23 protein-coding genes and 1 pseudogene are annotated in these 26,580 nt (G+C 62.1%); 13 read left to right on the top strand and 11 right to left on the bottom strand.

Annotated elements, in window-relative coordinates:
• Positions 1–127 precede the first annotated feature (127 nt).
• Positions 128–1,450, top strand: a complete 1,323-nt coding sequence (locus WH91_RS20785; RefSeq protein WP_052953023.1) for an amidohydrolase family protein — start codon at positions 128–130, stop codon at positions 1,448–1,450.
• 90 nt (positions 1,451–1,540) lie between these two features.
• The gene (locus WH91_RS20780; RefSeq protein WP_046172920.1) at positions 1,541–2,431 is read left to right on the top strand and encodes a nucleoside hydrolase; all 891 of its coding nucleotides are present in this window, start codon (positions 1,541–1,543) and stop codon (positions 2,429–2,431) included.
• On the opposite strand, the pseudogene WH91_RS20775 reads toward WH91_RS20780, so the two are convergent.
• Positions 2,428–3,593, bottom strand: a pseudogene (locus tag WH91_RS20775) (M20 aminoacylase family protein). The gene WH91_RS20780 and the pseudogene WH91_RS20775 overlap by 4 nt on opposite strands.
• 75 nt (positions 3,594–3,668) lie before the next feature.
• Here WH91_RS20775 and WH91_RS20770 point away from each other — a divergent pair.
• A complete protein-coding gene (locus WH91_RS20770; protein ID WP_046172919.1) occupies positions 3,669–4,355 on the top strand; it encodes a phosphoribosyltransferase in 687 nt (228 codons plus the stop codon).
• Here the strand turns inward: WH91_RS20770 and WH91_RS20765 are convergent.
• From WH91_RS20765 to WH91_RS20750, 4 genes are all read right to left on the bottom strand, one after another.
• A complete protein-coding gene (locus tag WH91_RS20765) occupies positions 4,352–5,092 on the bottom strand; it encodes a copper homeostasis protein CutC (protein ID WP_143078107.1) in 741 nt (246 codons plus the stop codon). The two genes, WH91_RS20770 and WH91_RS20765, sit on opposite strands and share 4 nt — an antisense overlap.
• The gene (locus tag WH91_RS20760; RefSeq protein WP_046172917.1) at positions 5,083–5,997 is read right to left on the bottom strand and encodes an ROK family protein; all 915 of its coding nucleotides are present in this window, start codon (positions 5,995–5,997) and stop codon (positions 5,083–5,085) included. Before WH91_RS20760 ends, WH91_RS20765 begins: the two co-directional genes overlap by 10 nt.
• 66 nt (positions 5,998–6,063) lie before the next feature.
• The gene (locus tag WH91_RS20755; protein WP_046172916.1) at positions 6,064–6,894 is read right to left on the bottom strand and encodes a hypothetical protein; all 831 of its coding nucleotides are present in this window, start codon (positions 6,892–6,894) and stop codon (positions 6,064–6,066) included.
• 12 nt (positions 6,895–6,906) lie between these two features.
• The gene (locus tag WH91_RS20750) at positions 6,907–8,025 is read right to left on the bottom strand and encodes a Gfo/Idh/MocA family protein (RefSeq protein ID WP_046172915.1); all 1,119 of its coding nucleotides are present in this window, start codon (positions 8,023–8,025) and stop codon (positions 6,907–6,909) included.
• Between the two features lie 122 nt (positions 8,026–8,147).
• Here WH91_RS20750 and WH91_RS20745 point away from each other — a divergent pair, with 122 nt between their 5' ends.
• The 6 genes from WH91_RS20745 to iolB all read left to right on the top strand — a co-directional run bounded on the left by WH91_RS20745 (position 8,148) and on the right by iolB (position 15,128).
• Complete coding sequence (locus WH91_RS20745; protein ID WP_046172914.1) at positions 8,148–8,990, top strand: MurR/RpiR family transcriptional regulator; 843 nt, start codon at positions 8,148–8,150, stop codon at positions 8,988–8,990.
• Positions 8,991–9,153: 163 nt separating this feature from the next.
• Positions 9,154–11,091, top strand: coding sequence for a bifunctional 5-dehydro-2-deoxygluconokinase/5-dehydro-2-deoxyphosphogluconate aldolase (locus tag WH91_RS20740; protein WP_046172913.1), 1,938 nt, complete (start codon positions 9,154–9,156; stop codon positions 11,089–11,091).
• Between the two features lie 148 nt (positions 11,092–11,239).
• A complete protein-coding gene (iolD, locus tag WH91_RS20735; RefSeq protein ID WP_046172912.1) occupies positions 11,240–13,087 on the top strand; it encodes a 3D-(3,5/4)-trihydroxycyclohexane-1,2-dione acylhydrolase (decyclizing) in 1,848 nt (615 codons plus the stop codon).
• A gap of 80 nt (positions 13,088–13,167) precedes the next feature.
• Positions 13,168–14,085 (top strand): myo-inosose-2 dehydratase, encoded by a 918-nt coding sequence (gene iolE / locus WH91_RS20730; RefSeq protein WP_046172911.1) that lies wholly within the window; start codon positions 13,168–13,170, stop codon positions 14,083–14,085.
• Between the two features lie 46 nt (positions 14,086–14,131).
• Positions 14,132–14,383 (top strand): hypothetical protein, encoded by a 252-nt coding sequence (locus WH91_RS24430; RefSeq protein ID WP_046172910.1) that lies wholly within the window; start codon positions 14,132–14,134, stop codon positions 14,381–14,383.
• Positions 14,328–15,128 carry a 5-deoxy-glucuronate isomerase gene (gene iolB / locus WH91_RS20720; RefSeq protein ID WP_046172909.1) on the top strand — a complete coding sequence of 267 codons (801 nt, stop codon included), beginning with the start codon at positions 14,328–14,330 and terminating at the stop codon, positions 15,126–15,128. The genes WH91_RS24430 and iolB overlap by 56 nt, the downstream gene beginning before the upstream one ends.
• 183 nt (positions 15,129–15,311) lie before the next feature.
• On the opposite strand, the gene iolG is transcribed toward iolB, so the two are convergent.
• From iolG to WH91_RS20690, 6 genes are all read right to left on the bottom strand, one after another.
• Positions 15,312–16,349 (bottom strand): inositol 2-dehydrogenase, encoded by a 1,038-nt coding sequence (gene iolG / locus WH91_RS20715; protein ID WP_046172908.1) that lies wholly within the window; start codon positions 16,347–16,349, stop codon positions 15,312–15,314.
• Positions 16,350–16,495: 146 nt separating this feature from the next.
• Positions 16,496–17,512: an ABC transporter permease gene (locus WH91_RS20710; protein ID WP_046172907.1), complete on the bottom strand. Its 1,017-nt coding sequence runs from the start codon at positions 17,510–17,512 to the stop codon at positions 16,496–16,498.
• Between the two features lie 37 nt (positions 17,513–17,549).
• Positions 17,550–19,088 carry a sugar ABC transporter ATP-binding protein gene (locus WH91_RS20705; RefSeq protein ID WP_143078109.1) on the bottom strand — a complete coding sequence of 513 codons (1,539 nt, stop codon included), beginning with the start codon at positions 19,086–19,088 and terminating at the stop codon, positions 17,550–17,552.
• Between the two features lie 231 nt (positions 19,089–19,319).
• Complete coding sequence (locus WH91_RS20700) at positions 19,320–20,270, bottom strand: sugar ABC transporter substrate-binding protein (RefSeq protein ID WP_046172906.1); 951 nt, start codon at positions 20,268–20,270, stop codon at positions 19,320–19,322.
• Between the two features lie 80 nt (positions 20,271–20,350).
• The gene (locus tag WH91_RS20695; protein WP_046172929.1) at positions 20,351–21,181 is read right to left on the bottom strand and encodes a TIM barrel protein; all 831 of its coding nucleotides are present in this window, start codon (positions 21,179–21,181) and stop codon (positions 20,351–20,353) included.
• A gap of 148 nt (positions 21,182–21,329) precedes the next feature.
• Positions 21,330–22,358 carry a LacI family DNA-binding transcriptional regulator gene (locus tag WH91_RS20690; protein ID WP_046172905.1) on the bottom strand — a complete coding sequence of 343 codons (1,029 nt, stop codon included), beginning with the start codon at positions 22,356–22,358 and terminating at the stop codon, positions 21,330–21,332.
• Positions 22,359–22,510: 152 nt separating this feature from the next.
• Here WH91_RS20690 and WH91_RS20685 point away from each other — a divergent pair, with 152 nt between their 5' ends.
• The 4 genes from WH91_RS20685 to WH91_RS20670 all read left to right on the top strand — a co-directional run bounded on the left by WH91_RS20685 (position 22,511) and on the right by WH91_RS20670 (position 26,502).
• Positions 22,511–23,599, top strand: a complete 1,089-nt coding sequence (locus WH91_RS20685; protein ID WP_046172904.1) for a fatty acid desaturase family protein — start codon at positions 22,511–22,513, stop codon at positions 23,597–23,599.
• A gap of 12 nt (positions 23,600–23,611) precedes the next feature.
• The gene (locus WH91_RS20680; RefSeq protein WP_046172903.1) at positions 23,612–23,923 is read left to right on the top strand and encodes a MocE family 2Fe-2S type ferredoxin; all 312 of its coding nucleotides are present in this window, start codon (positions 23,612–23,614) and stop codon (positions 23,921–23,923) included.
• Positions 23,924–23,936: 13 nt separating this feature from the next.
• Complete coding sequence (locus tag WH91_RS20675) at positions 23,937–25,163, top strand: NAD(P)/FAD-dependent oxidoreductase (RefSeq protein ID WP_046172902.1); 1,227 nt, start codon at positions 23,937–23,939, stop codon at positions 25,161–25,163.
• Positions 25,164–25,281: 118 nt separating this feature from the next.
• Entirely contained in the window at positions 25,282–26,502 is a 1,221-nt protein-coding gene (locus WH91_RS20670) for an MFS transporter (protein WP_046172901.1), read from the top strand.
• Positions 26,503–26,580: the final 78 nt, after the last annotated feature.

Here is a 26,580-nt window from a genome sequence, read left to right as displayed (position 1 = left end):
ATCGTGAGGGGAGGGATCAAGGGAGGGGGTCGTTTGGCCCCAATATCGGGGCTCTCACACCCCCACCCAGCCTCCCCCGTCGAGGGGGAGGTGCTGCCCGGTGGACTGGGCGCGACCGGTCAACCCCATGACCACCCTCCTCACCAACGCCTGGATCCTCACCCTCGACGACGAACTGACCCAGCATGACCCCGGCTGGATCCAGATCGACGGCACCACCATCACCGCCCTCGGCTCCGGCACCCCGCCCTCCATCACCAACGCCGAAATCATCGACTGCGGCGGCGATATCGTCATGCCCGGCATGGTCAACACCCACTGCCACATGGGCATGTCGGTGTTCCGCGGCCTCGCCGAAGACGTCGATGATCGTCTCTACCGCTACATCCTGCCGCTCGAGCGCAAGTTCGTCACCGCCGAGATGGTCCGCGTCGGCTCGACGCTCGCAGCCGTCGAATTGATCCAGGGCGGCGTCACCACCGTCGCCGACATGTATTATTTCGAAACCGAAGTGGCGGACGTCTGCGACCGCGCCGGCCTGCGCGCCATCGTCGGCCAGACCCTGGCCGATTTCGATCCGCCCGATCACAAGAATTTCGACGTAGGTTTTGCCCGCGTCGAACAACTGGTCGACGCCTATCGCGACCACCCGCTGGTCACCCCCTCGATCGCCCCCCACGCGCCCTACTCCACCGGCCGCGCCGTGATGGAACGCATCGCCCTCTGGTCGTCCGACCATCCCAACGTCCCCGTCCAGATGCACCTTGCCGAAAGCACCCTCGAAGTCGAGTGGGCACTGAAAACTCATAACCAAAGCACCGTCGCCGTCACACGCGATGCCGGCCTGCTCAAGCCCAATCTGATCTGCGCCCACTGCCTGCAACTCGACGACGCCGACATCACCATGATGAGCGAGGCGCAGGTCTGCGTCGTCACCAATCCGCGCTCCAATGGCAAGGCGGGTCGCGGCATCGCCCCGGTCGAACGCCTCCGAAATGCGGGCCTGCCCGTCGGCATCGGCAGCGACGGCGCCATGAGCGGCAATACGCTCGACCTGTTTTCGCAGTTCGCCCCCGTCTCGATGTTTGCCAAACTGCTCGGCGGCTCGCGCAAGCCGCTGCCCGCCGTCGATGTCATCCGCATGGCCACCATCGAGGGCGCCCGCACCCTGAGCCTTAATCTCAAGACCGGCTCCCTGGAAGCCGGCAAGCAGGCCGACCTGATCCGGGTCAGTCTCGCCGCACCACGCCTGCACCCGATCTACGATCCCTATTCTATGCTGGTCTTCGCGGCCCTACCCACCGACGTCACCCATTCCATGGTCGCCGGCCGCTGGCTGATGCGCGATCGCCACGTCGAGACGTTGGACCCCGTCCAGGCCACACGGGATGCCATCCAGATCGCCACTATGTTCAAGGCCGAAATGCAACGGATAGACCAAACCCATTGACCTGGCTTGACGATATCTCGCCCGCCTCGATGTCGCGCCATCCCGACAAGGGTCTTGTGAAGCTCTCAAAAATCGTGCTGTTTCCGCTCCATGAATAGAAAAGTCATCATCGACACAGACCCGGGCCTTGACGACGCCGTGGCCATCCTGTTCGCATTGGCCAGCGGCCGGTTTGACGTTATCGGGCTGACCACGGTTGCCGGCAATATCGGGCTGGACCGCACCACGGCCAATGCCGGCGGCCTGCTCAGCGTGATGGGCCGCAGCGATATCCCCGTCATTTCCGGGGCAGCCACGGCCCTGATGCGTAACAATATCGATGCCATCGTCGTGCATGGCGACGATGGCTTGCGCGGCGTCCAACTGCCAGCGCCCGCATCTCCTCACCAGACCGACGCAGTTTCCTGGCTAGCTAAAACGCTTGTGGCGGAGCCCAGCGGCAGCATAGACGTTCTGGCGCTTGGCCCTGTTACCAACATTGCTCGGCTAATCGACGAGCACCCCGAGGCTGCCGGTCGCATCGGCCACCTGATCGTCATGGGTGGCGCCATTCTCGAGCCCGGCAATGCCGGTCCCGCCTCCGAGTTCAACTTTGCCTCCGATCCCGAGGCAACCGCGCTAGTGCTGCACTCGGATATCCGCACCACCATCGTTCCGCTCGACGTCACAAGACGCGTCAGGGCCGACCGCGCCTATGTCGAGGCCCTGCGTGGGAACATCGCCGGGGATACTGCCGCTTCGCTGCTAACCGCCTACCTGCTGGACGACAAGACCAGCCGCCCGCTACATGATCCTTGCGTCATGCTGCTTGCCCTTGCGCCGGAATTGTTCGGCATTGAGCTCTACCGGCTATCGGTCAATCTAAGCGACGATTCAGATGCCGGCGGCCTGACAATAAGCGTCAGCGGCTCGCCAGTGTCCGTCGCCATGCAGGTTGATGTGCCAGGCGTCCTCAAGCTACTGGCTAGCGGCTTCCGCTAGCGCAACTGCTGCTCGACCAGTGTCGTCCAATAGCGCGCGCCGGTCTGGATCGCCGCGTCGTTGAAATCGTAGCGCGAATTGTGATGCAGCGCGCCCTCGACGGCGGGGCCATTGCCCAGCCAGACGTAGCAGCCAGGCACGCGGTTGCCGAATTCGGCGAAGTCGTCGCCCGCCGTCGACGGCGGAAAATCGGTCACCACTGGCTTACCAGTCGCGACACTTGCCGCAGCCCGAGCCGCTGCCGTTGCCTTGGTCTCGTTGATCACCGGCGGAATGCGCTGGGTAAAGCTGTAGCTCGCCCGAATTCCGAACATACCGGCTACGCCAGCGGCGAGCTTACCGATCTCGGCTTCCAATTGATCCCGGACATGCGCCGAATAAGCCCGCGCCGTGCCGCCGATGCGCACGTCATCGGGAATGACATTGAGCGCCCGAAAGTCGCCGCCAGTGATCGCACAGGCACTGACCACGGCTGGCTGCAGCGGGTCGATTACCCGCGCCACGATGGTGTGAATCGCCGTCATGAAATGGGCTGCCGCAGTCATGGCATCTCGCCCCAGATGCGGCTTGGCCCCATGAGTGCCGACACCATGAAAGGTGACCTCCCAACTGTCCGACGACGCCAGTTGCGGCCCCGCAACGACGGCCATCTCATCCACCGCCAGCCCCGGCATGTTGTGCAGGCTATAGACGGCGTCGATTGGGAAACGGTCGAGGAACCGTCATCGATCATCGCCTTGGCGCCGCCGCGTCCCTCTTCGGCCGGCTGGAAAATGAAATGCACCGTGCCCGAAAACTGCCGCGTCCGCGCCAGATGCCGCGCTGCCGCCAGAAGCATCACCGTATGCCCGTCGTGGCCGCAGGCATGCATGGTGTTCGCCGTACCGGACTTGTACTGAACATCCCCCAATTCGGGCATGGCCAGTGCATCCATGTCTGCCCGTAGCGCGATGCTGCGATCACCGTCACCAACGCGCAACGTGCCGACGACACCAGTTATCCCCATGCCGCGATGCACTTCGATTCCCGCCGCCTCGAGCTGCTCGGCCACGATCTGGCTTGTACGAAGCTCCTCGAACCCCAGCTCAGGATGCGCATGCAGGTCCTGCCGCAGCGCAATCATCGCTTCGAGTTCGAACGGTTCATTGTTGCCATGGGTCATCGGTTGCTAAGCTCTTGAAAAATCAACTCCGCCCTAGCATCCAACATTTGCTTTCGGCCAGCAAGGAAACCGCGATTGTCTCTTCTTCCGCATCAATTCTGGCAGACCATTGATCCGGCCGGCACCCATGACGAAGCGCCGACAGTAGGCTGGCTTGATGGCTATCCTGCGGCCCTGCCGGACAATAGCCAGTTGCTGCTGCCGATCCGGGTGCTACCAGGCGACGGCACGGCGGCAGTCGCATCGCTGATCGTCAATCAAGCAAGCTTTACAGTAGAGGACGCCCTCTCAGCTGCGATGGTCGATCTGCTGCGTCCGTACCAGCCCGATGTGATCATCGGCGTGCCGACGCTGGGCCTTCCACTGGCCAATAATGTCGCGCGTCGGCTGGATCACGGCCGGATGGTGGCGCTCGGCACATCGCGCAAGTTCTGGTATCGCGACGATCTCTCGGCGCCGATGTCGTCCATCACCAGCCCGACCCACCAGAGGACCATTTTCCTCGATCCGCGCTCGCTGCCGCTGTTGACCGGCAAGCGCGTCGTCGTGGTCGATGATGTCATCAGTTCGGGTACATCCATGGCAGCCGTACTGCATCTGCTGGACCGCGTCGGCATAGCGCCGGTCGCCATCACGGCAGCCATGCTGCAGGGCACCCGCTGGCATGAGCCGCTGACCAAATGGCGTGACCGGATCACCGCCCCGCTGGCATCGCCGCGTCTTGCGAAAACGCCGTCCGGCCACTGGCTGCCGGCACTTTAGCGCCGCCCTGTCTGGCTGCGCACCATCACCGCTTTCAGCGCAGCGACTTTAGCCGCACTGGTCGATCTGCGTCCCGGACTGTCAAAGCCCAGCCGGCTCGCCGCTGCGCTCGCAACGGGGGCCGGTTCCGAGCAGGATCCGTGTAGCGCGTCCAGCTTGACCCGCACCAGCAATTGAGCCGCCGAAGACTCATTGACGCCCGTACCAGCCATGATGGTCAGCCGCCCATCGGCAATGCGATGCGCCAGGGCAATCGTCTCGGCACCATCAATCACATTCGACGCCCCGCCCGAAGTCAGGACGGTGTCGAACCCAAGCCCCACCGCCTGTTCAATGGCCTCGGCCATCTCAGGAACCAAGTCCACCGCACGATGCAGGGTGGCACCAAGTCCCGTCGCCGCCCGCATCAGGATATGCAAAGTCTCGGTGTCTAGCCGTCCGTCGGGCAGGCTAGCCCCGAGCACCACGCCGGAGAGACCCGCAGCCCGGATCGCCGCGATATCGCCCAGCATGGCTTCGACATCCGCCGCACCAAAAACAAAATCGCCCGGCCGGGGGCGAACCATGGCGCGAACGGTGATGGGTGCCCGGGCTGCCAGCGCCATCAGGCCGGGCGTTGGCGTCAGTCCGCCAAGTTCCAGCGCCGAGCAAAGTTCAATCCGGTCGGCGCCGCCAACAATGGCAGACGCAAGACCGGCAGCATCGTCGACGCAAACTTCGAGCAGCATCATAGCCATCCTTGGGAAAAACCGAGATTGGCGGCGCCGGTCAGGCCCGCATCGACCGTGAGTTGCGCCGGCACCACTAGTGGCCGCTCCGTCTTGCGCAGGATGCGCTGCCGCACCGCCGCGTCGAGACGCGCAATGAATGGCGCACTGTTTCCCAGACCGCCACCAACCGGAATGATGTCGGGACCGATGATATTGGCGACGAGCGCCAGCGGCTGCGCCACCAGCTCGATATAGAGATCGATTGTCTGGGCCGTCGCGGCATCGCCAGCAGTCCATCGGTCGATAATCGCCAGGCTGACGAGTTCGGTGCCATGCAAAATCTTGTGCAATTTCTCGATGCCGCGCGCGCCGCCGACCGTGTCGAGACATCCCATTCGTCCGCAGCCGCACGGAATATGCGCCAGCTCAAACGGCGGCACGCTGACCTGCGTCGCGACGATGGTGCCATGCCCCCATTCGCCGGCCCAACCGCCCGCGCCGCGATGTAACTTGCCATCGACCACCAATCCCCCGCCGACGCCCGTGCCCAGGATGGCACCGAACACCACGCGATGGCCCCTGCCGGCACCCGCATGTGCCTCGGCCAGCACGAAACAATCGGCGTCGTTGGCCACCAGCACCGGACAGCTTAAAAATACGCCGAGGTCCTGCGCCAAATTGCGCCCGTCGATGCCCGGGATATTGGCGACAGTGGCAATGCCGCTATCGGGGTCGATGACGCCGGTGATGGAAATGGCAACCGGCGTTCCTGCTGGCGCCTCACCCGCTTCGACCAGTTGTGCAATAGCCCCGGCGAAGGCTTGGAAATCCTGCAGGGGCGTGGTCACGCGGCCGATCGTCTGTAGCGTTTCCGGCCCGGTGGCAGTCGCGGCCTTGATGGCGGAGCCGCCAATGTCGAAACAGGTAATCATTGCCGGCTTTCTCGCTGACGTGGAATGGCGCAGGCAAGCATGCTCATTCCTTCGCCTTAGCATATTTTAACCCTTGGCCCAGATATCTCGCGCCAGCTTTTGCAGCATCAGCGACTCGTCCCAGCGATCCGTCAGGTCGCGCCCGTCCGCGCCCGAAATCGCGTAATACGGCTGCGGACCGAGTTCACAGACAAAGCTCAGTTCCGCATCCGGCCCCGCGCGCTTGCGCCAGCTTGCAAAACCGCGTTCCCACCACGAAGCGAACAGGTCCAGATACGGCTTGTGCTGCGCAAAGCTGATCGGCAGTTGCACCTGCCCACTGCCGGCGACCCGCCCATGAAACGCCCATACTCGATCTAGCACCTGGCTGATCTGCTGTTCAATCTCCTCTGAAACCGGCAGTTCCACCTCCCGCGCCACCGCATAATGCGAAAGGTCGCCGAGCAGTTTCAGGTTCGGCAGTGCGTCGAGCAGGTCGAGCGTGAACAGCAGGTCATTGGTCAACCGCCCGCGATGGGTTTCGACATAGACCGGGAAATCCACCTGCCCCGTCATGACCTCGAGTCGCCCCAGAATATCCACTGCCTCGGCAAAACTGCGCGGCCGGATGTTGAGCTGCAGGTTCAGATGATGCAGCCCATGCCTAAGGCCACGCTCCAGCGCCGGCGGCACCTGATCGAGATCGGTGGGCAGGCAGGTGCCCTCCATGATCAGCCCCTGCGCCTTGGCCGCCGAAGCACTGGCCTCAGCAGTGGCATCGTCGTGCCACATCGTGCTGATACCGTCGAAGCCGGCCTGCCGGATCAGCGCAACATTGTCCTCCAGCGAGCGGTCGGATGGCGCGTTGCGGAGGTTTTGCATCGCCCAAAGCGATTGCAGCACGAGCAGTTTCTGCATGGTGTTCAGTCCTTAAGCCACGTCGATCCAGCGCTGTTGCTGATGGCTCTGTGCCATGGCATGCACCACCCGCTCAATGCCCAGCCCGATATCGAAGTCGATCACCCGCGCATCATGCCCGGCAATTTTCTTCAGCAACTCATGGCATTCAATGATCTTGAGGTCGTTGAAGCCGAGCCCATGTCCGGGCGCAGGGATGAACCGATCATAGGGCGCATGCTGGGGCGCCGAAAGAATGGTGCGGAAACCCTGCTCGGTCGGCTTGTCGCTGGTCACATAAAGCTGCAACTCGTTCATCCGCTCCTGATCGTAGACAATAGTGCCCTTGCTGCCAAAAATCTGCAGTGCGATGCGCCCCTTGCGGCCCCAAGCCGAGCGATTGAGCGCCATCACCCCACTGGTGCCTCCGGCCAGTTCAAACAGCACGCTGGCAATGTCGAAGGTCTCGACGGCGCGTCGTGAGCCATCGCTTGTGGGACGATCCAGATAAGGCTTGTACAGATGGGAAAACACCCGTGTCGGCCGTCCGAACAAGACCTGCAACAGGCTCAGCGGATGCACGCCGAAATCGTCCAGCGCGCCATAGCCCGAGCTGGCGTCGCTTTTCCAGTAGAACAGCGCCTCAGGATCGGCCATGAAATCCTCGTCCATTTCGAGTCGGACGTGGTTCACCGTGCCAATGGTGCCATCGGCCAAAATCTGGCCGATCTGCCGGATCAGCGGGTTCTGGATATAGTTATAGCCCAGCACCGCCACCCTGTCGGCCGCCTTGGCCGCTGCCGCCATGCGCTCGGCATCGGCAAGCGCCACGGCCATCGGCTTTTCGCACCAGACGTGCTTGCCAGCTTCAAGGGCTGCTATGGCCATTTCGGCATGGAAAGCATTGGGCGTTGTCACTGAAACCACGTCCACTGTCGGGTCGGCAATCAGCTCGCGCCAGTCGCCGGTGGATTTCTCGAACCCGAACTCATCGGCCTTCTTGCGCGCAATATCGCCATTGACCTCGGCCAGATGCAGCAGCTCCGGTCTCGGCCCGTCGCCGAACACCGCTTTGACGCCATTCCACGCAAGGGCATGGCATTTGCCCATATAGCCGGTGCCGATCAAACCCACGCCGATTGAAGTTTTCATTCCGTCCTCCACAGATCACGAAATAAATAGTCCATCCGTTCTATTTCCGGAATAGGCTTTCTAAAGAGACTTGATTGGGACGGGATATTGGGGATTATGAGCGGGAACAACGAGACCCAGCCATGTCCGATACAGTCGAAAAACCGCCAGTGCCGCAGGATTTCGATGCGCTGCGCACGGCGATCCTGGAACGTAAGGGCGAGTTGCCCAAGCGGCTGACCCAGGTCGCGGCCTATGCTCTGGATCATCCTGACGAGATCGCTTTCGGCACCGCAGCCAGCATTGCAATTTCGGCAGCGGTGCAGCCTTCGACTCTGGTGCGCTTCGCACAACATTTCGGCTTCGACGGATTTTCCGGCCTGCAGCTGCTGTTCCGTGCCCGGCTGCGTGAGCGAACCTCGTCTTACGAAGAACGGCTGCGCACACTGGAGCAGGATGGCGCAGCACTGGCCGAAAGCACCACCATTTTCAATGGCTTCGTGGCGGCGGCGCATCGTTCGGTTGATGCCATTGCAGCGGCCGTCGATCCTGACGCCTTCGAGCGGGCTGTGACGCTGCTAGCCAAGTCCGACACCATCTACCTGATCGCCAAGCGCCGCTCTTACCCGATCAGCAGCTATATGGCCTATGCGTTCGGCAAGCTGAAAGTGCGCTGCCAGCTGGTTGGCACATCAGCCGGTATCGACGACGACATGCTGGCCATGGCGACCAGCAAGGATGCGGCCTTCGCCATCAGCTTCTCACCCTATGCGTCTGAAAGCGCCGCCCAGGCCCGCATGATGGCGTCGCGTGGCATTCCCGTGGTGTCGCTGACCGATTCGGCATTTTCGCCGCTGGCCGAATGTTCCACGGAATGGTTCGAAGTGGTCGAGGCTGATCATGCCGGTTTCCGCTCGCTGTCGGCCAGCATGGCCTTCGCCATGGCACTGACCGTTTCCATCGCCGAAAAGCGTCGCCGCGGCTGAGTTGGACGATGAACGGATTCCAAACCAACCAGGGAGCCGATACGCAATTCCGTATCTGGAATGAACATTCCATATTGACGAATTGTCGGAACCCATGTTTCATATTGGCAACCAGCTTGCTGGATGACTGCATATTGGCCAGAGGCCGCTTGGGAGGATCGACGTGGCGAATGCGCACCCCGATCACGGGACGAAAACACTCGACGTCATCACCATCGGCCGCGCCTCCGTTGACCTCTATGGCCAGCAGATCGGCACGCGCCTGGAAGATATCGGGAGCTTCGCCAAATCGGTCGGCGGCTGCCCCACCAATATCGCCGTCGGCACGGCGCGCCTTGGCCTCAAGTCGGCGCTGATCACCCGTGTCGGCAATGAGCAGATGGGCCGCTTCATCCGCCAACAGCTCGACCGCGAAGGCGTCGAAACCTCCGGCATCGCCACCGACCCTGATCGACTGACGGCGCTGGTGCTTCTGTCGGTTGAGGCCGAGGGCGTTTCGCCGATGATCTTCTATCGGACAGACTGCGCCGATATGGCGCTGGACGAAAGCAATGTGGACGAAGCCTTGATCGCCTCGGCCCGCGCCATTGTAGTGACCGGCACGCACTTCTCGCGCCCAAACAGCGAGGCCGCGCAGAAAAAGGCCATCCGCTTTGCAAAGGCCAATGGCGCCCGCGTCGCCTTCGATATCGATTACCGCCCCAATCTATGGGGCCTCGCCGGACACGAGGCAGGCTTTTCCCGCTATGTCGCGTCCGATGTCGTCTCGCAAAAATACCAGTCGGTCCTGCCCGACTGTGACCTGATCGTCGGCACCGAGGAAGAGGTGCTGATTGCCTCCGGTGAAGCCGACTTGCTCTCCGCGCTCAGGACGATCCGTAGCTTGTCCTCCGGCACAATCGTCCTGAAGCGCGGCCCCATGGGCTGCGTGGTTTATGACGGCCCCATCCCCGACAGTCTCGAAGACGGCATTGTCGGCAAGGGCTTCCCGATTGAGGTCTACAACGTGCTCGGCGCCGGCGACGCCTTCATGAGCGGCTGGCTGCGCGGCTGGCTGGCCGGCGAGCCGCACGCGACCAGCGCCACCTGGGCGAATGCCTGCGGCGCCTTTGCCGTATCGAGGCTGATGTGCGCGCCGGAATATCCAAGCTGGGCAGAGCTCAATTATTTCCTTGAACACGGCAGCTCCGAGCGCGCCCTGCGCAACGATGCCGAACTCAATCACATCCATTGGGCCAGCAATCGCCGCCGAGAAATCCCCAGCCTGATGGCACTGGCAATCGATCACCGCAGCCAGCTCGAAGACCTCGCCAACGGCGATGCCACATTGCTCGCGCGCATCCCTGCGTTCAAAGCCTTGGCCGTCAAAGCTGCAAGCCGCGTGGCGAATGGGCGTCCGGGCTTCGGCATGCTGCTCGATGACAAATACGGCCGCGACGCACTGTTTGCTGCCGGTGCCGAAAAGGACTTCTGGATCGGCAAGCCGATAGAACTTCCCGGCTCGCGCCCGCTGCAGTTCGAATTCAGCCAGGACCTTGGCTCGCGGCTGGTCGACTGGCCGGTCGATCACTGCATCAAGGTGCTGTGCTTCTATCATCCCGACGATACCGCCGATCTCAAGACCTTGCAGATGGAAAAGCTGCGCTCCGCCTATGAAGCGGCGCGAAAGGTAGGTCGGGATATCTTGATAGAGATCATTGCCAGCAAGCACGGAACGGTGGCCGATGATACGATCAGCCGTGCGCTGACCGAGATTTACGACGCCGGCATCAAACCGGACTGGTGGAAGCTCGAACCGCAAGCCAGCCCGGCGGCGTGGTCGGCGGTGGACCAGGTGATCGAGACGCGCGATCCGTTTTGCCGAGGTGTCGTACTGCTTGGGCTGGAGGCGTCGCACGAAGTACTGGAAGCCGGCTTTGCTGCCGCACGCAGTTCCCGCACGGTAAAGGGCTTTGCCGTCGGGCGGACGATTTTTGCCGAAGCGGCCAAAAGCTGGCTCGGCGGTGGCATGAGTGATGAGCAGGCCGTAGACGACATGGCGCGGAAATTCGGCGCACTGGTTGAAGTGTGGGAACGCTTGGGCGTGAGCAATGCGGCTTAGCCTCGGCGCTCCCAATCAACCTCATGGTGAGCCTGTCGAACCACGAGGTTGATTTGGCACAATGTTGCCACGACCTCGTCCTTCGACAAGCTCAGGATGAGGCCTACAGATAGACTGGCGGGAAACGCCGCTGAGAGGAACAGGCCAGATGAGCCAGAACACTATCCGCCTAACGATGGCCCAGGCCGTGGCCAAATTCCTGACCATGCAAAAAACGATCATCGACGGTGAAACAGTCCCAATCTTCGGCGGTGTCTTCGCCATTTTCGGCCATGGCAACGTTGCTGGCGTGGGCGAGGCGCTCTACGGCATCAAGGACACCCTCCCCACCTATCGGGCGCAGAACGAACAGGGCATGGCCAATGCGGCTGTTGCTTTCGCCAAGGCCAGTTTCCGCCGCCGCTTCATGGTTTGCACCAGCTCCATCGGCCCCGGCGCGCTGAACATGGTGACGTCCGCAGCGCTGGCGCATGTGAACCGCCTGCCCGTGCTGCTGCTGCCCGGCGATGTGTTCGCCAACCGCCTGCCCGATCCGGTGCTGCAACAGGCCGAGGATTTCGGCGACGGCACCATTACGGTAAATGACTGCTTCAAGCCGGTCAGCCGCTATTTCGACCGCATCACCCGGCCCGAGCAGATCATTCCGGCCCTTCGCCGCGCCATGCAGGTGCTCACCGATCCGGCCGAATGTGGCCCAGTGACGCTGAGCCTGTGCCAAGACGTCCAGGCCGAAGCCTACGATTATCCAGAGAGCTTTTTTGACGAGAAGGTCTGGGGGGTGCGGCGCGTCATGCCGGACAGCGATGAATTCGCCACCGCGGCGACCGCTTTGCTGCGTGCCAAGAAGCCGGTGATCATCGCCGGCGGCGGCGTGCTGTATTCTCAAGCAATCGGGGCGCTACTCACCTTCGCGGAGCGCTATGGCGTGCCGGTAATGGAGACCCAGGCCGGCAAATCCAGCCTGCCCCATGATCACCCGCTCAACATGGGTTCGGTTGGCGTTACCGGCACATCGGCCTCCAACACCTTGGCCGAAGAGGCCGATGTGGTGCTGGCTATCGGCACCCGGTTGCAGGATTTCACCACCGGCTCGTGGGCGCTGTTCAAGAACGATAACCTCAAGATTATCGGTCTTAACGTGCAGCCGTTTGATGCGCACAAGCATCAGGCACTGCCGCTGGTAGCAGACGCCAAGGCGGCCCTCGAGGCCTTGAATACCGCTCTTACCGGCTGGCTGGTCGACAGCGACTGGACCGACAAGGCCAAGGCCGGCAAGCATGAGTGGCTGATCGCCGCGGACCGCGCCACGGCCTCTACCAATGCCGAATTGCCATCGGATGCTCAGGTAATCGGCGCCGTGCAGCGGGCGCGTGAAAACGCCGTGCTGGTCTGCGCCGCCGGCGGGTTGCCCGGCGAATTGCACAAGCTGTGGAAGGCCAATGGCCCCGGCAACTACCACATGGAATACGGTTTCTCGACCATGGGCTACGAGATTGCCGGCGGGCTCGGCGTCAAGCTGGCGCGGCCGGACGCGGACGTGGTCGTCATGGTCGGCGACGGCAGCTACATGATGATGAACTCCGAAATCGCCACCTCGGTCATGCTGGGCGCCAAGCTGACCATCGTGCTGCTCGACAACGCCGGCTACGGCTGCATCAACCGGCTGCAGATGGCCACTGGTGGTGCCAACTTCAACAATTTGTTGAAGGACACCCACCATGTCACTCTACCAAATATTGATTTCGCTGCCCACGCCGCCTCGATGGGGGCGATGTCGCGGAAGGTCAGCTCAATCGCCGAGCTGGAAACGGCGCTGCAGGAAACCGAAAGCAATGACCGGACGACGGTGATCGTGATCGATACCGATCCGCTGGTTACCACTGACGAGGGCGGACATTGGTGGGACGTGGCCGTGCCGGAGGTGAGCGATCGACCGCGGGTAAACGCGGCGCGCGAGGCGTATGTGAAAGCGCTCAAGGCGCAGCGGGCGGGGTAAATTTGCCGCAAGACTACCCACACCCAAGATGTCAATCCGGTGTTTGAAATAGCCCTCTGGGCAGGACTTGGAGCCTAAAATTGAAAGCCAAACTCGGCATGTCGCCTATCGCGTGGTGGAACGACGATCTGGTCGAACTCAGCGATGACGTTTCCTTGGAAGAATGCCTGCACCAGTCGCGCTCGGCGGGCTTCACCGGCATGGAAAAGGGGCGCCGTTTTCCGGATGATCCCAACGTCATGCTGCCGATACTCAAGGCGGCCGATGTCACCCTGTGCGGCGGCTGGTTTTCCGGCACGCTGGTGGACGAAGACCTCAGCGCCAACAAGGACCGCATCGCGCCGATGATCGAACTGTTCAAGGCGGTCGAGGCGCCCTGCATCGTCTATGGCGAGGTCGGCCGCTCGGTTCAGGGCAAGCGCGAGATTCCTCTTGCGCAGAAGCCGAAACTCTCCGACGACGAGATGAAGGCCTATGCCCGCAAGGTCACCCAGTTTGGTGAATGGTGCGCCGAGCAGGGCATGCCGCTGAGCTATCATCATCACATGGCGGCCGTGGTTGAAACCGAGGCCGAACTCGATGCCTTCATGAGCCATTCCAGTGCCGGCATTCCGCTGCTGCTCGATGCGGGCCACCTGGCTTTTGCCGGCGGCGATGTGCTGCGCGCCATCGATAACCACCACGCCCGCATTAACCACGTTCACGTCAAAGACGTGCGCCTGGATGTCATCACCAGGCTCGACCGGACCAAACAGTCCTTCCTTGATGCCGTCGCCCTGGGCGCATTCACCGTGCCGGGCGATGGTTCGCTGGACTTCGGCGCCATTGTGCAGAAATTCGCCGATTATGGCTATGAGGGCTGGTTCGTGGTCGAGGCCGAACAGGACCCCAGGCCAAACCCGCCGCTGCGCATGGCCCAGGTGGGACACGCCGAACTGATGCGCGCCATGACGGCGGCCGGCTACACGGTGGAAACGCAGGGCTTCCCCAAGGGCTGAGCCTTGCTTACAAGGCCATCCAGACAGTTTCAGGAAGGATGGCGCATTGGCCCTCAAGACCAGCGACGTGAATTGGTTTCGACCCCTGTGGCGCCGCGTCGGCGTCACGGCATTCCTCGCCATTTGGTGCGCCTGGGAATGGCTTTGGAACAAGGAGCCCTTCTGGGGTGTGCTGGTGGGCGCGGCGCTGGCCTATTCGCTCTACAATTTCTTCTATGCCTTCCCCAAAGAGGAACCCGCAAATGAGCAAATCCCACCTCCAAGTGCGCCCGAAGACGACGACGGGCCCCGTCCATGACATCACCCCGGCCTCGGCCGGGTGGAAATATGTCGGCTTCGCGCTCCATAAGCTGACTTTAGGCGAAGTTGCCGGCGGCGAGAGCGGAAGCCAGGAATTGTGCCTGGTGCTGGTCAGCGGCAAGGCGCGCATTTCGGTCGACGGTCATGACTTCGGCGAGATTGGCGAGCGTATGACCCCATTCGCTGGCGCGCCTTGGGCGGTCTACGTGCCCAGGGGCAGCGCGTGGGTTGCCGATGCGACCACTGACGTGGAACTAGCGGTGTGTGCGGCGCCGGGTGGTGGTGATTACAAAGCCCGGGTAATCGCGCCAGGCACCCATCCGCGCCTGTCGCGCGGCAAGGGCGCCAATGTGCGCCATGTCTATAACATCATGCCCGAAAATGACGGCGCGGCGCACTCGCTGCTGGTGGTGGAAGTGATCACGCCGCAGGGCAACACCTCGTCCTATCCGCCGCACAAGCACGACCAGGATGACCTGCCCAACGAGAGCTTTCTCGAAGAGACCTATTATCATCGGCTCAACCCACCGCAGGGCTTCGCCTTCCAGCGCGTCTACACTGATGACCGGAGCCTCGACGAAGCCATGGCAGTGGAAGACGGCGACGTAACGCTGGTGCCGAAGGGCTATCACCCGGTGGCAACCACGGCGGGGTATGACCTGTATTATCTCAACGTCATGGCCGGTCCGAAACGAGTGTGGAAGTTCCACAACGCGCCCGAGCATGAGTGGCTGTTGAAGTAGGCGTCACGCAACAAAACATCCCCACCCACGATGTCATCCCGGCCTTGAGCCGGGACCCATCCCGAGAAGTTCGTTCTGCCGCCAGGTGGTTCAAACGAGCTACCTTGCGGCCGTCGCCGATCTCGGGATGGGCCCCGGCTCAAGGCCGGGGTGACACCGAGTTTGGTGAGCGCCCAGAGCGTGTCAACGCCCCTGGAAAACGCTCTTATCCGCCAGGGCTCCAGTCACGTCACTCACCTTCACCGCCCGGCCTTCCTTGACCGACGTCAGCGCCGCATCGGCCAGGGCCAATGCGATCAACCCATCCAACCCGCTCGGCGAGGCCGGTGACTTGGACTCCACAGCATCGATAAAACTGCTGATCTCCCGCGCATAAGCGTCGGTGTACCGCGTCATGAAAAAATCATGCAGTGGCGGACGCGTATAACCCGACGCATTTGCGACTTCGATCGAAACCGGACGTTGGTTCTCCGCCAATACGGCACCCTTGGACCCATGTACCTCGATGCGCTGATCATACCCATAGGTAGCGCGGCGCGAGTTCGAGATCGTCGCGTGCTTGCCCGAGGCGGTCGAGAGCATGACCGAAACCGAGTCATAATCGCCGGCCTCGCCGATAGCCGGATCGACCAGCACGGATGCCTGGGCTATGACGCTTTCGATCTCTTCGCCCAACAACCAGCGCGCCATGTCGAAATCGTGGATCGTCATGTCGCGGAAGATACCGCCGGAGCGCTTGATATAGTCCACCGGGGGGGCGCCGGGATCGCGCGAGACGATGGTGACCATTTCGACCACGCCGATTTCGCCCTTTTCGATGACGTCGCGCACGGCCATGAAATGGGGGTCGAAGCGTCGGTTGAAGCCGACCATCAGCGTCGCGCCTTCGGCATCGACCACCTTGAGGCAGGCCTTGACGCGTTCGACGTCGAGATCGATCGGCTTCTCGCAGAAGATCGCCTTGCCCACGCGGGAGAACTGCTCGATCAGCTCGGCATGGGTGTCGGTCGGGGTGCAGATCACCACGGCGTCGATATCGGATGCCTTGAGGATCGCGTCCACGGTCCGAACCTCGGCGCCATACTGGCTGGCGAGGTCGGTCGCGGCCTTGTCGAAGGCATCGGCCACGGCGACCAGTTGTGCCTTGGAGCTGGCGGTGATGGCCTTGGCATGCACCTTGCCGATGCGGCCGGCGCCGAGCAGGCCGAAACGAACAGTCATATGTAGTCTCCGGTAGAATGCGCCGGGTCGGCGCGGGTGTTCTCAGTAAACCTCATCCTGAGCCTGTCGAAGGACGAGGTTGTGACTAGATGTTGGTATGCCCGACCGCGCGGTTCGACAAGCTCACCATGAGGTCCAAGAGGAAATCACACCTTCTTGCGCTTGCGCTGGCGGTACTGGTCGGCCACCACGGCGGCCACGATGATCATGCCCTTGATGATCTCCTGATAGTAGGCGTCGATGCGCAGGAAAGTGAAGCCCGAAGTCATGGTGCCGAGGATTATGGTGCCGATTACTGTGCCGGTGATGCGCCCCTGCCCGCCGGCCAGCGAGGTACCGCCGATGACCGCTGCGGCGATGGCGTCGAGCTCATACATCACCCCCATGCCGGCCTGCGCGGTCTGGGCGCGGGCCGCGGTGACGAGGCCAGCGAGGCCCGCCAACATGCCGGCGATGGCATACACCTTGATCAGGTGTTTTTCGATATTGATGCCGGAAACACGGGCGGCCTGCGGGTTGGCGCCGATGGCATAGGTAAACTTGCCGTAGCGGGTGTAGCGCAGGGCAATGTGGAAGATCAGGGCCACGCCGAGGAAGATCACGACCGGCCAGATGCCGAAGCCGATGAAGTTGAATTCCGGAGTGAGGCCCGAAACGGGCTGGCCCTTAGTATACCATTTGGCGACGCCACGCGCCGAAACCATCATGCCGAGCGTGGCGATGAAGGGCGGAATTTTGGTGTAGGAAATCAGCGAGCCATTGATAACACCGGCCAGCGTTCCGATGGCGAGGCCGACCACGAGGGGAATGAACACCGGCAATCCGACCAGCGCTGGATACACCGGCCGCGCCCAGTCGGCGCTCTGCGCAAAGCTGGCGGCGATCATGGCGGTCATGCCGACGACCGAGCCGGAACTGAGGTCGATGCCTCCGGTGATGATGACCTGCGTCACGCCGACGGCGATGATGCCAACCACAGAAACCTGCAGGATCATGATGGTCAGCCGCTGCTGGTTCATCAGGAAGGACTGGCCGACGAATATCCAGCCCAGTAACTCGAAGGTCAGAGCAATGCCGACCAGCACCAGCAGGATCGACAATTCGGTCGGCAACTTGCGCCGCCGCACTCGTGGCGGTGCGAGGCTCTCGGAAGTGGTGGTCATGGCTGGGTCCTCCCCGCGCAATATCTGGATTTGTTAGTCATCGTGCGGCCAAGTCCATAATTTTCACCTGGTCGGCCTCGGCACGGTCCAAAATGCCTGTGGCGCGGCCGTGGTGCATCACCATGATGCGGTCGCTCATGCCGAGCACTTCGGGCAGTTCTGACGAGATCATGATGACGGCCACGCCCTGGCGGGCCAGTTGGGTCACCAGCTTGTGGATTTCGGCCTTGGCGCCGACGTCGATACCGCGCGTCGGCTCGTCGAGAATGAGTATTTTCGGGTTGGTCAGCAGCCAGCGGCCGATCAGAACTTTCTGCTGATTGCCGCCAGAAAGGTTTTCCACCCGTTCGTCGAGGCTGGGTGTCTTGACCCGAAGCTTCTGGCTCATTTCCTCGCAGACTGCGCTCAGCTTGTTCTGTGTCACGAAACCGAAGCGGGTGTAGTTGTCCTGCAGCACGGCAAGCTGCATGTTTTCCTGGATGTCGAGAGACAGCAGGCAACCGGTTTCCTTGCGGTCCTCGGTGATGAAGGCCATGCCGTGCTGGATCGCCACGGTGGGCGAGGAAATATCTACCGGTTGGCCATTGATCGAAATAGTGCCCGACGAAGCCGGGGTTACCCCAAAGATAGTTTCGGCGACATTGGAGCGGCCCGAGCCAACCAGCCCGGCAATGCCGAGAATCTCACCGGCCCGAACGTCAAACGTAATGTCCGAGAATACGCCGTTCAGCGCCAGGTCCTTGACCGACAGCACCACCTCACCGATCGGCACGACTTCCTTGGGAAACAGCTGGGTGATTTCGCGCCCGACCATCATGCGGATAATCTCGTCGCGCGTCACGTCGGTCGATAAATGGGTGCCGATATAGCGGCCGTCGCGAAACACCGAAAACTCGTCGGCGATCTCGAACAGCTCGTTCATCTTGTGGGTGATGTAGATGATGCCGATGCCCTGGCTCCGCAGGTCGCGAATGATGGCAAACAGATGCGCCACTTCGGTCTCGGTTAGCGCCGAAGTCGGCTCATCCATGATCAGCACATCGCTGTCATAGGACACGGCTTTGGCGATTTCGACCATCTGTCGGCTGGCGACGCTGAGCGTCGAGACCTGCACTTCGGGGTCGATATCTATGTTGAGTCTTGTGAACAGCTCTTCGGTCTGGCGATTGAGCTGGCGGTGATCGACGAAGCCGAAACGGGTGAGCGGCTCGCGCCGGATCCAGATGTTTTCGGCCACGCTCATGAACGGCATCAGGTTGAGTTCCTGATGGATCATGGCAATGCCGTTTTCCAGCGCGTCGAGCGGCGACTTCAGCCGGATCGGCACGCCGCGTAAAGTAACGGTCCCGCTATCGGGCACATAGATGCCAGCGATGATCTTCATCAACGTCGATTTGCCGGCGCCGTTTTCGCCCATCAGCGCGTGCACGGTGCCGCGCCTGAGCTGCAGCGATACGTCGTCCAGCGCCACCACGCCGGGGAATTCCTTGCGGGCGTTCTTGATCTCGAGAAGATAGGGCGCGTTGGGAACAGCCCCGCTTTCGCGGACCGCACGCATTGTCTGCGGACTCACCATTGCTTTGCCTCCCCTGCCCGGTTGTGGGCGTTTCATTGGCCAGAAACAGCAGTAAAACTGCTGTCGCGGAACTCTCAGTCGACACCCTCCCCCTTGCGGGGAGGGATCAAGGGTGGGGGATGTTTGGCCCGGATATAGAGGCCAAACGACACCCCCACCCAGCCTCCCCCGTCAGGGGGGAGGTGCCGTCCGGTGGTTGTGGGGAGTACCAGAACGGTACCCCGCTTCAGATCAGTTCTTGCTCTGGTAGTCGGCCAGGTTGGCCGGGGTTACCAGTTCGAACGGGATCCAGACCTCGCGTTCCACGGTTTCGCCGCGGGCGAGTGCCAGCGCCGCGTCGAGTGCGCCGGAGCCCTGTCCGGCGGCGTTCTGGAACACGGTGACGTCGAGGTCGCCGGCAGCCATGGCGGCCAGTGCGTCCTGTGTGGCGTCAACACCGCCGACGATCACCGCATCCATGGCTATGCCAGCAGCCTTGAGGGCCTGGATTGCACCGATGGCCATTTCGTCATTGTTGGCGACGACGGCGTCGAAGGCGATACCGGCCGACAGCCAGTTGGTGACGAGGTCGGCGCCCTGCTGGCGCGACCAGTTGGCAGTCTGCTCTTCGGAAATCTTGATGAAAGAGCATTCCGGCGTGGCGAGCACGTCATGCACGTCCTGGGTGCGCTGGCGGGCGGCCTGGTTGGACAGTTCGCCCATCATCACCACGATGCTGGCTTCGGTCTTGCCGGCTTCGGTCAGCAGGCGGCAAACTTCCTTGGTCTCGAGCGTGCCGCTATCGACTTCATTGGATGCGACGAATGCCTGCTTTTCCGGCAAGGTATCGAGGTTAACCGGCTGGCGATTGACATAGACCAGCGGAATGCCTGCATCGGCCGCAAGCTGCGACATCGGCGCGGTGGCGTCGGTATCCACGGCGTTGATGATGATCGCATCGACGCCCGAGGCGATGAAATTCTGGATCTGGCTCATCTGCTTGGAGACGTCGCCCTGCGCGTCTTCCACCTGCAGTTCGACGCCGTCGAGCGTGCCGGCATAATCCTGCATGCCGTTACGCAGCACGGTAAGGAAGTTATCGTCAAACGCCGCCATGGAAACACCCACGGTTTCGGCATAGGCGGCGCCGGCAAAGCCGGTCAGCATGGTCGTGGCCAGAGCGGCCAGGGCTAGTTTCTTCATTTCGTTTCTCCTCCACAGAGCGGGTGTCCGGTTGGCACCCCGTTTTTCCGGATTTTCCCTGTTCGGGAATTGTTTCGGCCTTAGGCGGCGCGCGCCCTCAGGCCCTCGGTTATGAATTGCATGGACTGCTGCAGCGCTGCGGCTGGGTCGGCAAGATGACGGAGCTCTTCTGCAAAGGGCTCGAACGACAGCGGTCCGCAATAGCCGCCGCGGCGCAGGGCAACGATCTGTCCGAGGTTGTCGAGGCGGTCCTTGGAGCCGACCAGCAGGCGATGGCTGTCGCGCATGTCAGCAACCGCAAGGTCCCGTTCATCGACGCCGGAAATGTGGACCAGGCCGGTCAGTTCGGGAAATAGCTCCGGTTCGCCAGCCAGATGGTGATGGAATGTGTCATGAGTCAGCCGGAACACATCACGACCATTTGCGGCGTCGATGGCGACCAATGCTTCTCTCTTGGAACGCAACGAGCAAGTCTTGAAGCCAAGGCATTCTACGAGCCCGATAATGCCGTAGTGCCGCATAATTGGTGACAGAGCGGTGAGTGCCTGGGTAGCATTTGCGATACGGGTGGCGGAACTATCTGGGACATTGCCGGAATTTTCGGCAACCAGCACCAACGCCTTGGCGCCGCTGCCAGAACAGTAGGCAGCGAGGGTTTTGGCCTCTTCAGCGCGTGCATCGGACCAGACATTGAACTGCTGCAAGGCATTGATAGAAATGATGGTTACATCATGTTCGTCGGCCAGCTCGCGGACCGTCTGGGCAGGGGTCCCGTCAAGCATGGCATTGCCGGAAATGTCGTTACGGATCTCGACCCGTGGTGCACCCAGTTTTGCCGCTAGCGCGAATAGTTCGGCCAGCCTGAGCTGCGGCGCAGCCATATGATTGATCGCGAAATCGAGCGACACGATCGGCACCCTCCTCAGTGACGCCGGGCAGCTTGCAAGCGCCCGGTCGTTTGTTGAGCCAAATGAAACACAGGTTCCGCATTTCTGTCAATACGGAATGTTCATTCCAAAATTAGACATAATGATATGGAGCACAAGGCTTTGACGTCGATCAGATATTCTCCGAAACATGGATATCGAACGGCAGAAAGGTCTGTCCGACCGAGTCGGCATGCGGATTGACAATGGCGCCGGCCATCAAATCCATCAGGCTGCGCGACAGCATCGCGAGCGGCGTCCCGATCAGCGCGGTGGCGACATTTTCGGCCAAAGCCGCATGGGTAAAGGGGTTGAGCTCGTTGCAGACCACGGCAATTTGACCAGCCAGTTTTTCCTCCCTCAAGGCGGCGATTACGCCCTCGGTGCCGCCGCCTGCCACATAGATGGCGACAAGGTCAGGGTAACGCCGGATCAGGTCGAGCGTCGCTTCATGGGCCAATGCACCGTCCTCAAGGCTGACCTGGGTCTCGACGACAGTGAGATGCGGAGCCGCCTCGCGCAGATAGGAGCGGAAGCCGATCTCGCGCATCTCATGGCCGTGAAACCGGTAACTGCCAACGAACACGACGACCTTGCCGGCGCCATTGGCGGCCTTGGCAATAAGCCAGCCCGCGGTCCGCCCCACCTTGCGATTATTGGTGCCGACATAGCCATGCCGCACGCCGGGCGCAAAGTCTGAAAGCAGCGCGAACACCGGCGTTCCGGCCGTCTGCACTTCAGCCACGGCAGCAGTTACGGCGGGATGGTCGACGGCCACCATGGCAACCGCATCATTGCGCTTCGCCATATCCTTGAGCCGCTCGGCAATCTCGCCGGGCGTCTGTGATTGGAGAAAAGCGACGGTCGCAGCCACGCGATACTGCGTAGGCTCAGTGGAGGCGTGCTCAAGGGCGCGGGCAAAATCCTGATAGAACGCCTGATCTGGCCGCTGCAATAAAAAGCCAAACCGATGGTGCGGCAAGCTCTGCTCAAGCCGACGCCGGATCAGGCCGGTGCCGTGATAGCCGAGCTGTTGCGCTGCATTGAAAACGCGCTCGGCTGTCTCGGTCCGCACTGGCAGGCGGGCATTGAGCACCCGATCGACGGTGGCGACGCTGAGGCCCGACAGGGCGGCGATATCGGCAACGGTGGGGCGGGTCATGGATGATCCTGCTAGAAACCATCATCTGTGCGGGTGGCCACATGACGGGAATGATAGAAACCATCATCGCTGGATTGCCAGCATTCCGCAACGGGATTAGCGGTTGTTGGACTGCAATCGGCTAGCAGACTGCTAACGTTGAGAGTGACCGAATGGCCCAATCCGTGACACGCGACTACGCCCTGCTCGGCAAAAGCTCGGAGGCTGCTTTGGCCAACGGACTGGCCGCGGCGGAGTGGTATCACAGCGACGTAGAGCGCAAGGCCATGAAGGCGCTGATGCAGCGCTCGGACGGTCCGGCGATCCGCGACACGGTGATCTGGCTCGGCGCCATGCTGGTGTTGGCGGTGGCCGGCGTGCTGCTGTGGGGCAGCTGGTGGGCGGTGCCGGTGTTTATCGCCTATGGCGTGCTGTACGGCTCTGCCTCGGATTCGCGCTGGCACGAATGCGGCCATGGCACAGCATTCAAGACGCGGTGGATGAACGACGCGGTCTACCAGATCGCCTGCTTCATGATCATGCGCAATCCGGTGACCTGGCGCTGGAGCCATGCGAGGCACCATACCGATACCGTGATCGTCGGGCGCGATCCGGAAATCGCCGTGATGCGACCACCGGACCTGGCGCGGGTGGTGCTTAATTTCTTCGGCATTCTGGATGCAGGCCATGCGGTGCGGGACATGCTGCGCAATGCCGCCGGGAACATCAGCAAGGAAGAGGCAAGCTTCATCCCCGAAATGGAGCGGCACAAGGTGATCCGCGTGGCGCGCATCTGGCTGGCGATCTACGCGGCGACGATTGCACTGTCGCTGTGGATGGGGTCGATTTTGCCGCTGATGCTGGTCGGCCTGCCGCGACTTTATGGCGCCTGGCATCATGTGCTGACCGGCCTGCTGCAGCATGGCGGACTGGCCGACAATGTGACCGACCACCGGCTGAATTCGCGCTCGGTGCTGATGAATCCGGTGAGCCGGTTCATCTATTGGAACATGAATTACCACGTCGAGCACCACATGTTTCCCATGGTGCCCTACCACGCGCTGCCGCAGCTGCATGAGATGATCAAGCACGACCTGCCGGCGCCGAACCGTTCGATTTGGGCGGGGTATCGCGAGATGGTCCCGGCGTTCCTGCGCCAGTTGCGCAACGAGGATTACTACTTGCGGCGCGAGCTGCCAGTAACGGCCCAGCCTTACAAGGAAGAGTTTCACAATGGCGGCGATGCCGTCGCGGCTGAATAGAGGAAGACAGCAATGGTCGAGTGGATCGAAGCTTGTGGGGCGGATGACGTGGACGAGGAGGATGTGATCCGCTTCGACCATGCGGGAAAAGTGTTCGCTATCTATCGCAGCCCCGATGACCGGTACTACGCGACCGACGGGCTGTGCACGCATGAGCAGATCAGCCTGGCAGATGGGCTGGTGATGGACGACATCATCGAGTGCCCCAAGCACAATGGGCGGTTCAACTACAAGACGGGGGAGGCCAAGGGCGCGCCGGTCTGCGTGAACCTGAGGACGTATGCGGTGAAGCTCGAGAATGGCGCGGTATTCATCGAGGTTTGAAGGGGCGGACGTAATGGCACGGCATTTTGTGATCGTGGGCGCTGGCGAGTGCGGCGCGCGGGCGGCGATGGCATTGCGGGAGCAAGGCTTCGACGGCGACGTGACGCTGGTGGGGGGTGAAACCCACCTGCCCTATGAGCGGCCTCCGCTGAGCAAGCACGGCATGCTGGCGGAGGTGTTTGCGGCCAAGACGATCGCCACGGCGGAGCGGCTGGCCGAGGCTAATGTGGGGTTCCGCGGTGGAGTTCAGGTTGCCGCGATCGACCGCGGAGGCAAGCGGCTGCTGACGGCGGATGGTACGGCCCTGCCCTATGACAAACTGTTGCTGGCGACGGGTGCATCGCCGCGACGGCTGCCGGGCGTCGAGGGTGAGCGGATCTTTTATTTGCGGACGCTGGAGGATGCACAGCGCTTGCGGGGCGAGTTGTTGCCCGGCAGGCGATTGGCGATCGTTGGCGGCGGGTTTATCGGGCTGGAACTGGCGGCGAGTGCGCGGGCGCGTGGAGCCGAGGTGACGCTGATCGAGGCGCTGCCGCGGCTCCTGTCGCGGGCGGTGCCGGAGGCGATTGCGGCGCAGATCCAAGCGCGGCATGAACTGGCGGGAGTTAAACTAGTATTTGGCGACGGCATCGCAGGCGTTACCAGCGACGCAAACTCGGCGACGGTGGCGCTGAACAGCGGGCGGCGAGTGGAGGCTGATCTCGTGCTGGTGGGGATCGGCGCGGTGCCAAATATTTCGCTGGCGGCGGAAGCCGAGCTGGAAATCGACAACGGCATCGCGGTGGATCGGCATCTTGCGACCAGCGACGCCGACATATTCGCGGCGGGCGATTGCTGCTCGTTTCCGCTGAAGATTTATGGCGGACGGCGGGTGCGGCTCGAAAGCTGGCGCAATGCGCAGGATCAGGGCTCCCTGGCGGCGTGCAACATGCTGGGCGCTAATGAGGCTATCAGCACCGTGCCGTGGTTCTGGTCGGACCAGTATGAGCTGGGCCTGCAGATCGCCGGCCTGTCAGACGAAGGGGCGAGCATAGTCAGGCGCGACCTGGGAAACGGCGCGAGCATCCTGTTCCATATCAGCGCCGACGGACGGCTGGTGGCCGCCAGCGGCATCGGCGTCGGTAACGCCGTGGCCAAGGATATCCGGCTGGCCGAAATGCTGATCGCCAAACAGGCGAGACCGATGCAAGCGTCGCTGGCAGATGCGGACGTAAAACTGAAATCGCTACTGGCGGCCTGACAGCCGTTTCCATCCCAGCAAACCCGGCGCATATTATTGCCAGGAAAATTCCATGGCGATGTCGATCTCGGCAGCGCCGCCTCGTCTATAGGGCAGGATAGCGGAGGGCATCTGTCAAATGGAACGGAATTACGGCTGGGTCATCGTTGCCGCGGGCGCGGTGATTACCTGTGTGGCAATGGGCGCGATGTTCGCCCTGCCGGTCTATCTGCAACCCATGGCCGAGGACACCGGGTGGACTCGCGCCGGCATATCCGGCGCCATGACGATCGGCTTCATCGTGATGGGTGTGGCGGGGTTTTTGTGGGGTACGCTGACCGACCGGGTCGGTGCGCGGCCGGTCGTGCTCATCGCGGCGGTAACGTTGGGGTTGGGCCTGTTCATAGCCAGCCGGGCCAATGACATCCTGGTGTTCCAGATCGCTTATGGGGGGCTGGTCGGCGCGTCTGGTGGAGCATTCTTTGCGCCGCTGATGGCGACGGTGCTCGGCTGGTTCGACAAGCATCGGAGCCTGGCGGTGTCGTTGGTGTCGCTGGGCGGTGGCGTGGCGCCCATGGTGATGACGCCGCTGGCCACTGTGCTGATCGAGCAAATGGGCTGGCGCAACGCGATGATGACAACGGCGCTCGTCGCCACCATGATCATCCTGCCGACGGGCCTGCTGGTGCGACGCCCACCGGCGGCGGTCGAAGAAGCGCCACAGGCCGGCGTGGTGGCGGCTCCGGCACAGAGCACCTCCGTTTTGTCGGTGATGCGGCAACCCAAGTTCATCGTGCCCGCCGGGGTGTTTTTTCTATGCTGCGCGGCGCATTCCGGGCCGATCTTCCATACGGTGAGCTATGCCATGCTATGCGGCGCCTCGGCGATCGCGGCGGCCAGCATCTATAGCGTTGAGGGACTGGCGGGACTGTTCGGACGGCTGATCTTTGGTCTGCTGGCCGACCGGATCGGCGTCAAGCGCGTGATCGTCGGCGGCCTCGTTCTGCAGGCCGTCGGTATCTACAGCTACATCTATATCGGCGAACTGGGCCAGTTCTACATGCTGGCGGCGGTGCTGGGGCTGGCCTATGGCGGGGTGATGCCGCTGTATTCGGTGCTGGCGCGCGAGTATTTCAGCCCCCGGGTAATGGGCACGGTGCTGGGCGGTATCGTCATGACCTCCAGCATCGGCATGGCGTTCGGCCCGGTCGGCGGCGGCTGGCTGTTCGATACGTTCGGGGATTATCACTGGCTGTATGTGAGTTCGGCAGGGATCGGGATTGCGGCGGCGCTGGTTGCGCTGACGTTTCCGAAGGGATCGGGACCGGCGCCTGTCGAGGGTAATTTGCAGACCGCTTAGGGCTTGCCGTCTCCCCTCGACAGAATCGACATGTTTACCCTCCGGCAACCATGTTGGGGCAGTCTGACTGTACCAGTC

The organism is Devosia psychrophila, assembly GCF_000971275.1.
GTDB classification, from domain to species: domain Bacteria; phylum Pseudomonadota; class Alphaproteobacteria; order Rhizobiales; family Devosiaceae; genus Devosia; species Devosia psychrophila.
The sequence above is the reverse complement of the archived record's forward strand: the minus strand, read 5'-3'. Positions and strand labels throughout refer to the sequence as shown.

Bases quoted from the DNA above. Each gene is read 5' to 3' on its own strand.
- WH91_RS20785 (WP_052953023.1), top strand. From the start codon at position 128: ATGACCACCCTCCTCACCAACGCCTGGATCCTCACCCTCGACGACGAA.
- WH91_RS20780 (WP_046172920.1), top strand. From the start codon at position 1,541: ATGAATAGAAAAGTCATCATCGACACAGACCCGGGCCTTGACGACGCC.
- WH91_RS20765 (WP_143078107.1), bottom strand. From the start codon at position 5,092: ATGGCTATGATGCTGCTCGAAGTTTGCGTCGACGATGCTGCCGGTCTT.
- WH91_RS20760 (WP_046172917.1), bottom strand. From the start codon at position 5,997: ATGATTACCTGTTTCGACATTGGCGGCTCCGCCATCAAGGCCGCGACT.
- WH91_RS20755 (WP_046172916.1), bottom strand. From the start codon at position 6,894: ATGCAGAAACTGCTCGTGCTGCAATCGCTTTGGGCGATGCAAAACCTC.
- WH91_RS20750 (WP_046172915.1), bottom strand. From the start codon at position 8,025: ATGAAAACTTCAATCGGCGTGGGTTTGATCGGCACCGGCTATATGGGC.
- WH91_RS20745 (WP_046172914.1), top strand. From the start codon at position 8,148: ATGTCCGATACAGTCGAAAAACCGCCAGTGCCGCAGGATTTCGATGCG.
- iolD (WP_046172912.1), top strand. From the start codon at position 11,240: ATGAGCCAGAACACTATCCGCCTAACGATGGCCCAGGCCGTGGCCAAA.
- iolB (WP_046172909.1), top strand. From the start codon at position 14,328: ATGAGCAAATCCCACCTCCAAGTGCGCCCGAAGACGACGACGGGCCCC.
- iolG (WP_046172908.1), bottom strand. From the start codon at position 16,349: ATGACTGTTCGTTTCGGCCTGCTCGGCGCCGGCCGCATCGGCAAGGTG.
- WH91_RS20710 (WP_046172907.1), bottom strand. From the start codon at position 17,512: ATGACCACCACTTCCGAGAGCCTCGCACCGCCACGAGTGCGGCGGCGC.
- WH91_RS20705 (WP_143078109.1), bottom strand. From the start codon at position 19,088: ATGGTGAGTCCGCAGACAATGCGTGCGGTCCGCGAAAGCGGGGCTGTT.
- WH91_RS20700 (WP_046172906.1), bottom strand. From the start codon at position 20,270: ATGAAGAAACTAGCCCTGGCCGCTCTGGCCACGACCATGCTGACCGGC.
- WH91_RS20690 (WP_046172905.1), bottom strand. From the start codon at position 22,358: ATGACCCGCCCCACCGTTGCCGATATCGCCGCCCTGTCGGGCCTCAGC.
- WH91_RS20685 (WP_046172904.1), top strand. From the start codon at position 22,511: ATGGCCCAATCCGTGACACGCGACTACGCCCTGCTCGGCAAAAGCTCG.
- WH91_RS20680 (WP_046172903.1), top strand. From the start codon at position 23,612: ATGGTCGAGTGGATCGAAGCTTGTGGGGCGGATGACGTGGACGAGGAG.
- WH91_RS20675 (WP_046172902.1), top strand. From the start codon at position 23,937: ATGGCACGGCATTTTGTGATCGTGGGCGCTGGCGAGTGCGGCGCGCGG.
- WH91_RS20670 (WP_046172901.1), top strand. From the start codon at position 25,282: ATGGAACGGAATTACGGCTGGGTCATCGTTGCCGCGGGCGCGGTGATT.